Raw genomic sequence first — 14,398 nt, 5'->3', positions numbered from 1 at the left:
GCCGCCGCCGCGTCGTACCGTCGTACCCGAGGAACCATGAGCACCTCCGCCGCCACCCCCGCCCCCACGTCCCGCACCGCCGACCCCGGCCCGGCCGCGTGGCTGACGGCGTGCGTGGCCGACCCCTCCCGGGTCTCCACCGACGTGCCCCGCAGGGTCGCTGCCGCCCACGACGCCTCGCCGTACCTCTTCACCCCGCAGGCCGTGGTGCGCGCCGCCTCCACCGCCGAGGTCGGCGCGCTCATGGCCGGGGCGCGCAGGGCCGGGATCCCGCTCACGCTGCGCTCCGGCGGCACGAGCCTGGCGGGGCAGGCCGGGGGCGACGGCGTCCTGGTGGACGTCCGCACGCACTGGCGCTCCGCCGAGGTCCTCGACGAGGGCCTGCGCATCCGCCTGCAGCCGGGACTCACCGTGCGCCAGGCCAACGCACGGCTCGCCCGGTACGGCCGCCGGCTCGGCCCCGACCCGGCCAGCGAGAGCGCCTGCACCATCGGCGGGCTCGTCGCCAACAACTCCAGCGGCATGAACTGCGGCACCCAGGACAACGCCTACCGCACCATGGAGTCGCTGCAGTTCGTGCTGCCGTCCGGCACCGTCGTCGACACCGCCGCCCCCGACGCGGACGCCGCACTGCGCGCCCACGAGCCCGGCCTCCACGCCGGGCTGCTGCGGCTGCGCGACCGGGTCCGCGGCTCGGCCGCCTCCCGCGCCACCATCGAGCGGCTGTTCGCGATGAAGAACACCATGGGGTACGGGCTCAACTCGTTCCTCGACCACACCGACCCCGCCGACATCCTCGCCCACCTGATGATCGGCAGCGAGGGCACCCTCGGCTTCGTCGGCGAGGCCGTCTTCCACACCGTCCCCCTGCTGCCGCACACCGCCACCGGCCTGCTGATCCTGCCGGGCCTGGCCGAGGCGACCGACGCCCTCCCGGCGCTGCTGGCCGCCGGCGCCCGCACCGCCGAACTCCTCGACGCCGCCTCCCTGCGCGTCGCTCAGCAGGCCGCCGACCCCGTCGAGGAACTGCGCGGGCTGCGGGTGGAACGCCACGCCGCCCTGCTGGTGGAGTTCGCCGAGGACAGCGCCGAAGCGCTCGACGCGACCGTGGCCGCCGCCCGGCCGGTCCTGGACCGGCTGCCCGCGGTCACCGGCTCCGCGCTCACCCGCGACGGGGCCGTCCGCGGCCGGCTCTGGCACCTGCGCAAGGGCCTGTACACGGCCGTCGCCGGGGCACGGCCGGCCGGGACGACCGCGCTCCTGGAGGACATCGCCGTCCCCATGGAACGGCTGACCGGCACCTGCGAGGGCCTGATCGGCCTGTTCGACCGGTACGGCTACCAGGACGCGGTCATCTTCGGCCACGCCCGCGACGGCAACCTGCACTTCATGCTCACCCAGGACTTCGACACCCGCGCCGAGACCGAGCGCTACGCCCGCTTCACCGACGCGATGGTCGACCTCGTCCTGGACGCCGGTGGCACCCTCAAGGCCGAGCACGGCACCGGCCGCGCCATGGCCCCCTTCGTCCACCGCCAGTACGGCGACGAGCTGTACGAGGTCATGCGCGAGCTGAAGCGGCTCTGCGACCCCCACGACGTCCTCAACCCCGGCGTCCTGCTGACCGACGACCCGGCCGCGCACCTGCGCGACCTGAAGAGCGTGCCCGCGGTCGACCCGGCCGTCGACGCGTGCGTGGAGTGCGGCTACTGCGAGCCGGTCTGCCCGACCGCCGACGTCACCACCACGCCCCGGCAACGCATCGCCCTGCAGCGTGAGATCGCCCTGGCCACCGCCGCCGGCGACGAGGAGCGCCGCCGCGCCCTGGAGGCGGACTACGCGTACGCGGCCGTCGACAGTTGCGCGGCCGACAGCCTGTGCGTCACGGCCTGTCCCGTCACCATCGACACCGGCGCGGTCATGAAGCGCCTGCGCGCGCAGCGCCACAGCCCCACCGCCCAGCGCCTCGGCAACACCGCCGCCCGGCACTGGGGGAGTGCCGTCACCGGAGTGCGTGCCGCCCTCAACACCGCCCACGCGCTGCCCACCCCGGTCACCCGTGCCGCCACCGGCGTGGTCCGCAAGCTCGGGGCGACGGAGCTGGTGCCCACCTGGTCCGGCGACATCCCGCGCGGCGGCCCGGCCCGCCCCGCCCCCCGGCACCACGAAGGGGCGCGGGCGGTGTTCTTCGCCGCCTGCATCGGCAGCGTCTTCGCCCCCGAAGGAGACTCCGGCGGCGCGGCCGCCGCCTTCCTGCGGCTGTGCGAACGCGCCGGCGTCCAGGTCACCGCCCCGGACGGCCTGACCGGCCTGTGCTGCGGCACGCCGTGGCAGTCCAAGGGCTACACCGACGGCCACCGCACCATGGCCGGCCGGACCCTTGAGGCACTGTGGGAGGCCAGCGACGGCGGGCGGCTGCCGGTCGTGTGCGACGCCTCCTCCTGCACCCACGGTCTCGAGCAACTGGCCGACATCCTCCCGGAGTCCGACCGCGCCCGGTTCTCGGCCCTGCGCTTCGTCGACAGCGTCGCCTTCACCGCCGAGCACCTGCTCCCCGCCCTGCCCGCCCCGCGCCGCATGGGCACCATGGCCCTGCACCCCACCTGCTCCACCGTCCACCTGGGCATCGACGCCGCCCTGCGCCAGGTCGCGGCCGCGGTCAGCGAACAGGTCACCGTCCCCGACAACTGGGGCTGCTGTGCCTTCGCCGGGGACCGCGGACTGCTCCACCCGGAGGTCACGCAGTCCGCGACGGCCGCCCAGGCGGCGGAGATCACCGCCGGGACGTACGACGCGTACGCCTCGTGCAACCGCACCTGCGAGATGGGCATGACCCGCGCCACCGGCCGCCCCTACCGGCACGTCCTGGAACTGCTGGACGAGGCCACCGCCTGACGGGCGGGCTCAGTGCCCGCCCGGCCCCGGCAGGCACGACCCGTCCGCCGTCCTGCTGGAACTCTGGAAGGACCAGCGCGCGCAGGCCCTTCAGTCGGAGAACCAGCGTGCCGCACTCACCAACATCGTCATCGTCGTCGTCGCGGCCGGGCTCGGATTCCTCGCGCAGAAGGAGCACTTTGCGCACCGGCGACCTCTGCGTCACCGTGCCCATGGTCCTCCTGGGCGTGTACGGCACCCTCACGTGCTGGAAGTACCGGGAGCGGACCAGCCTCCACAACCGGCAGATACGCACGCTGTACGCCGCGATCGCAGACGAGCACCCCGAACTGGGTCTGCGGCGCGTCAAGTCCGAGCCCTACGCCCGCCACGAGGCCCGGTCCGCCCGCACGGCGAGGATCCGCCTCTACGTCCTCCGGATGAGCCTGCACATCGGGGTCGCGCTGGGAGGGGTGTTCCTGAGCGTGTGGATCGTTGCCGCCCGGTGACGGCCCGATCGGCGTGCGCCGCGGGGCCGGCGGCACGGCCTCGCGTCACTCGTCCTCCGCGTCCCAGGCCTCGCCGGGGAAGTGCGCGTGCACCCACCCCGCGTTGAGCACCAGCCGGGAGGTCCGGTGCACGGCCAGGAAGCCGATCGGCCCGGTGAACTCGACGGCGACGCGTTTCGTCCTGGACGGCGGTATGCCCAGCGCCACGGCGCCGAACGCCGTGACCGCGGCGGAACGGTAGCCCAGCGCGCTGAAGGCGGCCGTGACCGTCTGCCCGGCGGCGCCCACGACCAGCGGCTCGCGGCTGATGCGGGGGAAGTGCCCTCGGGAGGGGTCCGTGGCCGAGGCGAGCCCGAACAGCCCCGCGTGGGCGAGCAGATCGTGGTGAGCCGTCACCTCGAACGGCACCGCGGTCACCGACAGGTACGGCTCGCGGTCCCAGCTGTGCACGCGCGACACCGTGACCCCGGGACCCGGTTCCCCGTACGGAAGCCGGTCCCCGGGGACGGCCGGGTACGTGCGCTGCAGCGCGCCCACGCCCGCCGCAAGCACCTCGCCACCCGGCACGTCGTCCTCACCGCGCAGCAGGTGGACGTCGATCCCGCCCGTGCCCACCACCTTCAGCACCGCCACCCGCCCGCACGGCGCCTCCACCACCTCGGTACGGTCCAGCAGCGCGGTGGTGCGGTGGAGGACCCCGCCGTGGTTCCGGAACGGCCGGAGCCAGTCGGTCCTGACGGTCAGCGCACCGGCCAGCACCAGCTCCGTCTCCTCGTTGAAGGCCACCGGCATCCTCGGGATCAGGCCGCCGGAGCACTTGTCGGCCCAGGCGTCCAGCGCTCTGCGGTCGGCGGTGACGTCGCCGCTCAGCGCTCCGTGCGAAGCCGGTGGAAGCGCGCCGACCCATCCGGGTTCCAGCGGCAGCGAGCCCTTGCTCCACAGCCCGATCGCGGCGGCCACGCCCGGCAGCCCGTCCATGCGCGCCAGCAGCCGCCCCGCTGCCTCGGCTGCCTCACCGGACCCGATCCCCGTCGCCCGCTCCAGCTCGTCCCGCGCGGCACCGTCGGATCCTGCCGCGAACAGGGCCAGCAGCGGCCACACCCCTGCGGCGGAGAACACCGTCTCCTCGCTGTGCCGCAGCGCCTGGCCCGCCCACCCCACGGTCAGCGCGTTGACCGCGCGGACCGTCCTCGCGTCTCCCATGTCCCGTGATCATGGCAGCGCGCCCTCCCGACGCCAACAGGGTTTCCCGCAAGCTCAAATGAGGCTCAAGCGGCAGGGACAAGCCACCGCTCCGCGGATACGATGCAGGTCACGTGGCTGTCGACATACGGGGGAGAGCTGCTGTGGTCGAACTCGGGATCCTCTTGCTCCTGCTCGCGTCGTTCGTGACGTACCTGGTCGTCAAACTCCTGCGCCGCGGCAACCGCCGCACGGAGAACGCGGACGGCCTGCTCATCGAGCAGGCCCGCCGTGAGCAGGCCCACGCCGACCGTTGGACGTACAACTCGGCGTCCGTGCACAACGCTCCGCTCACCCACTCCTCGGACCCGTTCCACCCCTGACCGGCGGTCGCCGCCGACCAACCCACAGCAGCGCCGTCAGGGGAAATTCCCTGGCGGTGCTGTCAGTTGGGGCTGCTACTCTCCAGCGGCTCGTGCCACGCACGATCACACAGAGGAGGTGCAGGACCATCACGTGGTTGCAACTCGTGGCTCGGCGTTGACGAAGCCGAGCCGTCGGTTCATGCCGATGGCCGATGCGTCGTCAGGGTGGTGGAAGGTCTGCAGCCAGTGGATTCCGTGAGAACGCGCGAAGCCAATGGCCAGGAGCTTCATGGCCAGCGAGATTCCCCTTCCCCGATGGCCGGCCAGCAGCCCGGTCATCTCGCTGAGGGCGTGCCCTTCGGGTTGGAGCGACGTGGTTGCCATGCCAACCCATGACCCACCGTCCAGGGCAAGGACGACACCTTGGGGATCGTAGGTCGGAGTCTCGATGCGCTGGGTGAGGTACTCGTCGAACGTGTAGAACTCCCCCCCCGCTCTGGGATGTCGGCGGAGCACGTCTTGTTCAGGTCGTAAAGCGCACGCCGATGTTCAACCGTGTCGCCGACAGCTGCCATGGTCGTGAACTCGATACCAGCCTGCTGGCAGCGTCGGAGGTACGGTTCGAATCGAATCGTCGAACGCATCCAGGTCGAGATTGAGCCGAACCCACTCGACGGCCATGAGGGCACCTCCAGGATCACCAGCCTGAACACGTTCTCGAAGCCTATCGATCAAGGACACGTCACATCACAGTAGGCGAACCTTGCCTGATGCGGCACCAGCCCTTTCCCGGCCCCACCCGGGGCACGCTCCTGCTTGTGGCCCTGTCGTCCGGTACGGCGGGGCCACGGCCGTGCCGTGGACCCTGCGCCATGAGGTGACAGGGTTTCAGCGTGCCGGCTCCTCATCGGGGCCGGCCGACTTCCCGCCCGGTGGTGTGAAGCAGGCCGTGATCGTCTTGCCGTGGTGCTGGGCGTGCGTGTGCCAGTGGTCGGCGAGACCGTCCACGATGGCGAGCCCGCGCCCGCCGGTGGCCTCTGCGTCGGCGTCGCACGGGGCGGGCACCGTGTCGTCGTCATCGTGGACGCTGACGTGCAGGCAGCGGCTGTCCCAGGTGAGGACGACCTCGGCGTCGCTGTGGGCGTGGACGTGAGCGTTCGTGACGAGCTCCGACACGGCCAGCAGGATGTCGTCGACCGTGCCCGGCGCGTCCTTGGTCCAGTCCAGAGTGGCGAGGTGCTGCCGCGTCCACCGCCGGCCGGCCCGCACTCCGCCGGACACCGGGAACGACCGCGCCCAGCCGACGGCCTTCATCGAGGAGTCGGCCATCGGAGAGCTCCCTTCTGCTCATGGGTGGCAGAAGTACGCCTACCCCGCCTGCCGCCGCGCATCGCGGTGCGAACGGACGGAGCGGGTCCCGGACACCGATCGGCGTCCGGGACCCGCGCGTCGGGCTCGCTCCAGGCGGCGCTCCTACACCTCACCACGCCAGGAGCCGCTCTCGATGCCGCGGGCCTCGATGTACGCCTTGAAGCGCTTGAGGTCGCCCTTGGCCTGGCGCTTGACGACGCCGAGCTTGTCGGCCACCGTGTCGGCCACGCCGTGCGGCTCGTGCCGGAGTTGCAGCATGACCTTGGTGTGCCGGTCGTCCAGGCGGTGGAAGGTCACGACCCCCGCCTGGTGGACGTCGCCGCCGACCGTGGTCCAGGCGACCCTCTCGTCCGGGATCTGCTCGCTGATCTCGGCGTCGAACTCGCGCGTCACGCCGTCCACCTTCGCGACCCAGTGCGTCAGGGTCGGCGTGCGCTGGTCGATGCGCTCCACGCCCTCCATGAAGTGGGGGAACTCCTCGAACTGCGTCCACTGGTTGTACGCCGTCGTGACCGGCACCGCGACCTCGACCGACTCCTCAACCGTCGACATGCGCCCACCTTTCGGGTCGGCATCCGCTTCGGGATGCAGGGTCCTTCTTCTCGGTGGTGGCGCCTGCCCGAGCCCGATGGCGCCAAACAGCGCTCCGGGCACGGCCGCCCGGCCCGGCGGGGCATGCGAGGGTCCCCGCCGTGGTGCCACGGCGGGGACCTCGTGGAGCTCCGGCTCAGACGGCGGCGCGGGTGCGCTGCTTGGCGGCGCTGATGACGTCGGGGCGTCCGCGGTGCTGCCGCTCGTAGTCCATGGCCTGCCGGGCCTGCAGCGGTTCGGCGCCGCGCAGCCGCGCGGTGATCTGGTCCGGGCTCATGGTGTCGTAGCCGGGCCAGGGCTGGTTGGCGCGCAGGTTCTCGATGGCGTTCAGGATGCCGACCCGGTCGCCGTGCTCCCGTTCGTAGTCCTCGATGACGGAGAGGTCCGCCTGCGAGAAGATGCGCAGCCGCTGGATGATCTCCGCGACGGGGAGCCGGTCGTAGTCAGCCAGCGGGAGGTCCACATTCCGGGCCACGGGGGCGTGGGCCTTCCCGGCCGGGCGCGGTGCGTCGGCGGCGGGACGGGGCGCCGGCTGTCCGGCGGTCCAGACGGCCTGGAGCCGCTGGGCGGTCGTGCGCAGCGTCCGGACGGCGGCGTCGGCCAGACCGGCCGCCCCGTGGGCGTGATGGCCGTTGCCGGCCGCCGTGGTGGCCACCGCCAGGGCCTGTTCCTCGACGCTGGACTCCAGGTCGCGCAGCAGTTGCTCGTCCTGCCGGCGCAGCGTGGTCAGCAGCGCGGCGGCGCGGTCGTCCTGGGCCAGGGTGGCGATGCTCTCGCCCGCCCGGCAGGCCGCGAGGGCCCGCGCGGTGGCGGTGTACTCGGCCTCGGTGTTCCTCAGCAGCTGGTGCTCGTCGGCCTGCCCGCGCCCCGGCAGGACGCCGCGGACCATGCGGGTGCCGATGTGCAGGGGCGCCATGGCCGTGTGGAACGCGCCGGCCGACGCGGTCCGGACCATCTCGGCGGTGTCCCGCAGGAGGTGGCGCGGGCGCATCTCACGGACGTGGGTGTCGATGCGGGCGATGTGGTGCTGGGTCTGGGCGGCATGACGTTCCAGGGTCTGCCGATGGGGACCGACGGGGGTGACGGCCATGTCGGTCCGGAACCGGTCGACCACCGCGGCGTGTGCCTCCCGCACATCCTCGAGCGCGGGTATGAGCGCATCCGTCGTCAATGTCATGCCTGCTCCCTCGTGGGGTGTCGTGGCGGCCGTGGAGGCCGCCCTGGCGTGCGGCGGCGCCGCCGGGTGGGGCGGGCACCGGCACCAGCGTGGGCGAAGCGGAGGAAGATCGCCCGGCGAGGCGGGCTCGTCGCACGCGGCCGCACGGCGGGCCGGGGGCGCGAGTCAGTGCCCGGCGCCGGTCCCGGTGAACTGCGCGGGGGTGCCCCGGCCGGCGCTCCGGTTAGCCCGTACAGGTGACGGGACGCCGAGGACGGGCCCGCGCCGGTACGGCGGCGGCCGCCGTCACCCGTGACGGCGGCCGCCGGTGCTCGTACCGGTCGAGGCGGGGGTCATCCCGAGGTCAGACGCCTGGCCGCCTCGGCGATGTGCGTGCGGGAGATGCCGGCGGCGTCCAGGAGTTCCTCCGCGGTGCCGGAGCCGGGCAGGTCACGGACGGCCAGGTGGGCGAAGGCCGGGCCCTGGCGCTGCGCGGCGAGGGCGGACAGGACGGCCTCGCCCAGGCCGCCCTCGGGGTGGTGGTCCTCGGCGACGACGAGGGCGCCGGTGTCGCGGGCGGCGCGCGCGAGGGCGTCGGCGTCCACGGGCTTGACCGAGTACAGGTCGATCACGCGGGCCGTGATGCCGTCGGCGGCCAGCGCGTCGGCCGCGGCGAGGCACTCGTGCAGGGTGACCCCGGCGCCGACGAGGGTGACCCGGTCGTCGCCGGACTGGCGCAGGGTCTTGGAACCGCCCACGGGGAAGGTCTCGTCGGGCCGGTACAGGACGGGATAGGCCCCGCGGGTGGTGCGCAGGTAGGAGATGCCGTCGAGGTCGGCCTGGGCCGCCGTCAGCGCCGCGGCCGAGGTGGCGTCACTGGGGTAGAGCACGGTGGAACCGTGGACCGCGCGCATCATCGACAGGTCCTCCACGCCCATCTGGGAGGGGCCGTCGGCGCCGATCTCCACGCCGCAGTGACTGCCGGAAAGGGCCATCGAGATCTGCGAGATGGCCGCCATGCGGATGAAGTCGTGGGCCCGGGTGAGGAAGGCCGCGAAGGTCGCCGCGTACGGGCGGTAGCCGCGCACGGCCATGCCGACGGCCGAGGCGATCATCTGCTGCTCGGCGATGTACGTCTCGAAGTACCGGTCGGGGTAGGCCTTGCCGAAGTCCTCCGCGTGCGTGGAGTTGCCGACCTCGGCATCCAGGACGACGACGTCGGGGCGGGCGCCGACGGCGACGAGCGCCTTGCCGAAGGCGACCCGGGTGGCGACCTCGTCCCCGAGCTGGAAGCGCGGCAGTTCCATGGGCGTCGTCGCGGCCATCGGCGGGCGCGGCGCGGCCTCGGGCGGCCGCGGGCCGCGTACCGTCAGGTGACGCACGCCCCCGAGTTCCTCGATGGCGTGCTCGGCGAGGTCCGGCGGCAGGGGCTTGCCGTGCCAGCCCTCGATGTCGGCGACCTCGGGGACGCCCTGGCCCTTGACGGTCCTGGCGACGATGACGGTGGGCGCCTGCCCGTCCGCCGCGGTGGCCAGCGCCCGGTCGACGGCCTGGAGGTCGTGCCCGTCGACGACGAGGGCGCGGCAGCCGAAGGCCTCGACGCGACGGGCGTACGCCTCGGTGTCCCACTGCAGTTCGGTGGGGCCGCGCTGGCCGAGCCGGTTGACGTCGACGATGGCGACGAAGTTGGGCAGCAGCCGCTGACCCGCCTTGTCCAGGGCCTCCCAGACCGAGCCCTCGGCCATCTCGCTGTCGCCGCACAACACCCACACCCGGTACGGCTCGTGCTCCAGGTCGCGGCCCGCCGTGGCGATGCCCACGCCGTAGGCGATGCCCTGGCCCAGCGATCCGGTCGCCACGTCCACCCAGGGCAGGACGGGGGTGGGGTGGCCCTGGAGGCGGGCTCCGAAAGTGCGGTAGGTCGTCATGAGTTCGTGCTCGTCGACGGCGCCCGCGGCGTGGAACATCGCGTACAGCAGGGGAGAGGCGTGTCCCTTGGAGAAGATGAGGTGGTCGTTGGCCGGGTTCTCGGGCTGCTGCCAGTCGTACCGCAGGTGACGTGACATCAGCACGGCCATCAGGTCGGCGGCGGACAGGCTGGACGTCGGGTGGCCCGAGCCGGCCGCGGTGCTGGCCCGCACCGAGTCCACCCGGAGCTGCTGGGCGAGTTCGAAGACCTGTTCCAGGTCGCTGTCGGGCCCGATCGGGCGGGCGGCGGCTTTCTGGTCCGTCATGACGGATTCCCTACTTCGCGCGGAGGACTCTGCGTACCTGATGTCTGCTACCCCGCCCGGGCGCGGAAGTGTGCTCCCCCCCCCACGGGTTCCGGCGGCACGCAGCCCGTGGCCGGCGCCCCCCCAGCCGGTCTCAGCGCAGGAGCCCACGGCGCGAACGCCGCCATTTCACAACGACGTACACCAGGTCGAGCACGAGCACGACGATGCCGATGACCAGCAGGTACAGCAGACCTTCGGCGACCACGCCGATGAGTCCGAGGACCACGGCCACCAGAAGCAGGAACAGGAAGAGCGCCATGGCCGGGACACCTCCTTGGCGCGGCGGGGTGAGGCGTTCAGCGGCGGGCGAGTTTGCGTTCGCCGCCGGCGCCCGGGTGGTAGGCCATGTCGTAGTACTGGAAGATCTCCCCTTCCTGCTCTGCGGGCAGGACGTCGTCCGTCCCGATGGACGGACCCTTCTTCACCAGCCCCTTGGGCTGGGCGACCTTGACGTAGCCGGGCCCCACGACCGCCTCGTCGAGGGGGACGAAGACCAGTCGCTGCCGCGTGGGCAGACCGGTGCGCACCGTGGCCACCGCCGGCTCGTCGGTGGCGGTGTCGACGTAGATCGCCTCCAGCGCGCCGATCTTGTGCCCCTTGGGGTCGACGACGTCGCGGTCGCGCCACTCGCGGATATCGGCTGAATGGATCATGTGCTGCTCCTCGGTGGAGCGCCGATTCGGCACCGTGCCCCGGCGCGGACGCACCGGGATCGCCCTTACGGGTCGTCGCTTGTGACAGCGCACCGGCCCTTTTCCTCATGCTACGTCCGGAATCCGGATCCGGCCGGGCTCCGTTTACCGCGGTCCCGCGTGGCAACGCGACACATGGGGGACGTTGACCGGCCACCGGCCCCGGAGGCTGTGATGGATGTCGTGGAAGAGGGCCCCTACCGTTTCCGCATCGCTCCGCGCGCGCTGATGCGCGTACCCGGCGTCGTGTTCGCCTCGCGCGACCTGATCGGCCATGCCGAGAAGGCCCTGGAGCAGGTCGTCAACGTGGCGACGCTGCCGGGCATCGTCGGCGCCTCCTACGCCATGCCCGACGTCCACTGGGGCTACGGCTTCCCCATCGGAGGCGTGGCCGCCACCGACGTCGACGACGGCGGCGTGGTCTCCCCGGGCGGGGTGGGCTTCGACATCTCCTGCGGCGTGCGCCTGCTGGCGGCCGACTGCGACCGGCGGACGGTCGGACCCGCCCTGCCCGCGATCATGGACGGACTGGGCCAGGACACACCCCGCGGCGCCGTCACCGGAGCCGTCTGGCACCTGGGCAGCGACCGCCGGCTGGAACGCGTGCTGACGGGTGGGTCCCGCTACGCCGTGGAGGAGGGCCACGGCGAGGACGGCGACCTGCGGCGGTGCGAGGACGAGGGCACCGTGGCCGACGCCGACCCCGGACAGGTGAGCGCACGCGCCAGGGAACGCGGCCTCGGGCAGGTCGGCAGCCTCGGCTCGGGCAACCACTTCCTCGAGGTGCAGGAGGTCGCCGAGGTGTACGACGCAGCGGTCGCCGCCGCCTTCGGCCTCGCGCTCGGCCAGGTCTGTGTGATGATCCACTGCGGTTCCCGGGGACTGGGGCACCAGATCTGCTCCGACCACGTGCGGGCCATGGACCGGACCATGCGGCGGTACGGCATCGAGGTCCCCGACCGGCAGCTCGCCTGCGTCCCCGTGGACTCGCCCGAGGGCCGCGCCTACCTCGGCGCGATGGCGGCCGCGGCCAACTACGCCCGGGCCAACCGCCAACTCCTCGGCGAGCTGTCCCGCCGCGTCTTCCGCCGCGAGGCGGGGGTCCGTCTGACCCTCGTCTACGACGTCTCCCACAACCTGGCGAAGATCGAGGAGCACGACGTGGAGGGCAGGCGGTGCACCCTCTGCGTCCACCGCAAGGGCGCCACCCGGGCGCTCCCGCCCGGTCACCCGGACCTTCCCGCCGACCTGCGCGGCGCCGGCCAGCCGGTGCTCATCCCCGGCACCATGGGCACCTGCTCGTACGTCCTCACCGGCGTTCCCCGTGGCGACGCCTTCCACTCGACCTGCCACGGGGCGGGCCGGGAGAAGAGCCGGCACCAGGCCGCGCGGGGCGTCAGCGGCAGGGAGCTGCGGGCCCGGCTGGAGGCCCGCGGGATCGCGGTCCGCGCCTCGTCCTGGCGCGGCCTCGCCGAGGAGACGCCCGAGGCGTACAAGGACGTCTCGGCGGTGGTGGAGGCGAGCGAGGGCGCCGGGCTGTGCCGCAAGGTCGTCCGCCTGGTGCCCCTGGGCGTGGTGAAGGGGTAGGCCCGCCGCGGACCGCCGCCATTCGGACGTCCGTCGCCCTCTTTCAGACGTCGACCGTCGCCGCGCAGGTCCATCCGTACGGGCCGGGCGCCAGGTGGAGTTCGTTGAGCGAGACCGCCTTCGGCACCGCACCGGTGACCTCGACCGACCCCACGTCGGCCATCGCCATACGTACGTCCAGCCCGTCGGCGTCCGACTCCGCCTCGACGTCGACGGGCACCTCCCCGTGCACCTCGAGCCGGAAGATGACCTCGTCCAGCAGGTCCGCCAGCAGGTCGTCGTCGGCGGCGTCGGCGACCGGTATCCGCCGCACGCACACCGGCCGCACCCCGGCGGTGTCCGCGAAGCACTCGACCAGGCCCAGCACCGCCTCGACAAGGCACTGCTCCCTGGTGGGCCCCCACGCCTCGATCCGCACATCGGCGGTGTGCGGCACCGCACGGTGTCCGCCCGCCTCCGGTCCGCCACCGTACGCCTCGTCCACCATGAGGATCGCCTGCCCGGTCCACGCGACCTCAAGACCCCGGCGGCCCGGCTTCAGCGCTTGACGGCCCGCAGGACCACGAACTTCGGGTTCGACGCGACGACCTCGCAGTTCCCGAAGAGCCGCCGCAGGCGCACGTGGTAGCCCAGATGCCGGTTCCCGATGACCAGCAGCTCGCCGCCGGGCCGCAGCGCGGACCGGGCGGTGACGAACATGCGGTGGGCGGTCGCGGCGGTGACCGCCTGGTGGGAGTGGAACGGCGGGTTGTTGAGGACGAGGTCGGCGCCGTCGGGGCGGACGGCGGCCACGGCGTCGGCGGCGTCCCCGACCAGGAACCGGGCCTTGCCCCCGGGGCCCACGTTGTCGTGGAAGGTCTCCTCGGCGGAGGCGACGGCCTGGTGCGACTCGTCCACGAACAGCACGTCGCTGTCGGGATTCGCCAGCGCCACCGCGGTCCCGACCACGCCGTTGCCGCAGCCCAGGTCGACCACACGGTCCGGGCCCTTGCGGTCCGGCAGGTGCTCGAGCAGGAAACGCGTGCCGATGTCGAGGTGGTCGGCGCAGAACACGCCCGCGTGGTTGGTGACGGTGCGGCCGGACAGCGGTCCGATGCCGTCGGGCAGCGGGTACCGCAGAGGCCACGGGTTCGCCCGGGGGGCCGCCGCCGGATCGGGGGTGCTGAAGATCAGCCGCGCCTTGCGCACCGCCAGCGAGGTGCGGGTCGGCCCGATGATCCGCTCGAAGAGACGCAGCGTGGACGTGTGGATCTCGGTGACCATGCCCGCGCCCAGGACGACGGTGCCGGGGTGCAGTGCCGGGGCCAGCCGGTGCAGCTGGTCCTCCAGCAGCGCGAGGCTCTTGGGCACCCGGACGAGCAGCACGTCGATGCGCGCCGGAGGCTCGTCGCGGGTCGTCAGCATCCGCACCTCGGCGTCCGGCGCGTTGCGCCGCAGGTTCGCCCGCGTGGCCTGCTGCCCGAGATGGGAGTCCGTGATCTGCGTGGGGCGGTGCGCCGCCAGCGCCGTCGCCAGTGCCCCCCAGCGGTCCCCCAGGACGACGGTCGTGCCCGTCAGGTCCGTCCCGTTCTCCGCGAGGTGCCGCACCAGGTAGTCGTCCGCGGCGTCCCACGCCCGCAGCGTCTCCCGCGGCTCCGCGGGGAATCGGGTCAGTTCGAGTGCGCCCCACGGCGTGCTGAAGAGGTTCATCGCCCCCTCAGGGTACGGGCTGCCCGGGCCGCCCCCGGCTACCGGCTCCCGGGGTCGCCGCTCGTACGAAGCGGTCCGCGCCGGCGACCGGGCCCACTCCGTCGGT

At 73.1% G+C, this 14,398-nt stretch carries 14 protein-coding genes; 4 read left to right on the top strand and 10 right to left on the bottom strand.

Annotated elements, in window-relative coordinates:
- Window positions 1–36 precede the first annotated feature (36 nt).
- Together PV410_RS24190 and PV410_RS24185 are read left to right on the top strand one after the other, a co-directional pair.
- Window positions 37–2,895 carry an FAD-binding and (Fe-S)-binding domain-containing protein gene (locus tag PV410_RS24190; protein WP_500327609.1) on the top strand — a complete coding sequence of 953 codons (2,859 nt, stop codon included), beginning with the start codon at window positions 37–39 and terminating at the stop codon, window positions 2,893–2,895.
- A gap of 179 nt (window positions 2,896–3,074) precedes the next feature.
- On the top strand, window positions 3,075–3,383 hold the full coding sequence (locus PV410_RS24185; RefSeq protein ID WP_500327607.1) for a hypothetical protein: 309 nt from the start codon (window positions 3,075–3,077) through the stop codon (window positions 3,381–3,383).
- Between the two features lie 45 nt (window positions 3,384–3,428).
- On the opposite strand, the gene PV410_RS24180 is transcribed toward PV410_RS24185, so the two are convergent.
- Window positions 3,429–4,586: a serpin family protein gene (locus PV410_RS24180; protein ID WP_500327606.1), complete on the bottom strand. Its 1,158-nt coding sequence runs from the start codon at window positions 4,584–4,586 to the stop codon at window positions 3,429–3,431.
- Window positions 4,587–4,699: 113 nt separating this feature from the next.
- Between PV410_RS24180 and PV410_RS24175 the strand changes: the two genes are divergently transcribed.
- Window positions 4,700–4,948 carry a hypothetical protein gene (locus PV410_RS24175; RefSeq protein ID WP_500327605.1) on the top strand — a complete coding sequence of 83 codons (249 nt, stop codon included), beginning with the start codon at window positions 4,700–4,702 and terminating at the stop codon, window positions 4,946–4,948.
- A 129-nt stretch (window positions 4,949–5,077) separates the two neighbouring features.
- Here PV410_RS24175 and PV410_RS24170 read toward each other — a convergent pair whose 3' ends face one another.
- The 7 genes from PV410_RS24170 to PV410_RS24140 form a co-directional block, all read right to left on the bottom strand.
- On the bottom strand, window positions 5,078–5,446 hold the full coding sequence (locus PV410_RS24170; protein ID WP_500327604.1) for a GNAT family N-acetyltransferase: 369 nt from the start codon (window positions 5,444–5,446) through the stop codon (window positions 5,078–5,080).
- 372 nt (window positions 5,447–5,818) lie between these two features.
- Complete coding sequence (locus PV410_RS24165) at window positions 5,819–6,259, bottom strand: ATP-binding protein (RefSeq protein ID WP_500327602.1); 441 nt, start codon at window positions 6,257–6,259, stop codon at window positions 5,819–5,821.
- Window positions 6,260–6,403: 144 nt separating this feature from the next.
- Window positions 6,404–6,853 (bottom strand): SRPBCC family protein, encoded by a 450-nt coding sequence (locus PV410_RS24160; protein ID WP_499509056.1) that lies wholly within the window; start codon window positions 6,851–6,853, stop codon window positions 6,404–6,406.
- Between the two features lie 175 nt (window positions 6,854–7,028).
- Window positions 7,029–8,069 (bottom strand): hypothetical protein, encoded by a 1,041-nt coding sequence (locus tag PV410_RS24155; RefSeq protein WP_500327601.1) that lies wholly within the window; start codon window positions 8,067–8,069, stop codon window positions 7,029–7,031.
- A 332-nt stretch (window positions 8,070–8,401) separates the two neighbouring features.
- The gene (locus tag PV410_RS24150; protein ID WP_500327600.1) at window positions 8,402–10,282 is read right to left on the bottom strand and encodes a transketolase; all 1,881 of its coding nucleotides are present in this window, start codon (window positions 10,280–10,282) and stop codon (window positions 8,402–8,404) included.
- A 133-nt stretch (window positions 10,283–10,415) separates the two neighbouring features.
- Entirely contained in the window at window positions 10,416–10,583 is a 168-nt protein-coding gene (locus PV410_RS24145) for a hypothetical protein (protein ID WP_500327598.1), read from the bottom strand.
- Between the two features lie 37 nt (window positions 10,584–10,620).
- A complete protein-coding gene (locus tag PV410_RS24140; protein WP_500327597.1) occupies window positions 10,621–10,977 on the bottom strand; it encodes a PRC-barrel domain-containing protein in 357 nt (118 codons plus the stop codon).
- Window positions 10,978–11,190: 213 nt separating this feature from the next.
- Here PV410_RS24140 and PV410_RS24135 point away from each other — a divergent pair, with 213 nt between their 5' ends.
- A complete protein-coding gene (locus PV410_RS24135) occupies window positions 11,191–12,603 on the top strand; it encodes an RtcB family protein (protein ID WP_500327595.1) in 1,413 nt (470 codons plus the stop codon).
- 43 nt (window positions 12,604–12,646) lie between these two features.
- Here the strand turns inward: PV410_RS24135 and PV410_RS24130 are convergent, their stop codons facing one another.
- Window positions 12,647–13,090, bottom strand: a complete 444-nt coding sequence (locus tag PV410_RS24130) for an archease (protein WP_500327594.1) — start codon at window positions 13,088–13,090, stop codon at window positions 12,647–12,649.
- Window positions 13,091–13,140: 50 nt separating this feature from the next.
- Window positions 13,141–14,292 (bottom strand): methyltransferase, encoded by a 1,152-nt coding sequence (locus PV410_RS24125; protein WP_500327593.1) that lies wholly within the window; start codon window positions 14,290–14,292, stop codon window positions 13,141–13,143.
- Window positions 14,293–14,398: the final 106 nt, after the last annotated feature.

Origin of the sequence: Streptomyces sp. PA03-5A (genome assembly GCF_033792725.1) — a bacterium.
GTDB lineage: Bacteria > Actinomycetota > Actinomycetes > Streptomycetales > Streptomycetaceae > Actinacidiphila.
The sequence above is the reverse complement of the archived record's forward strand: the minus strand, read 5'-3'. Positions and strand labels throughout refer to the sequence as shown.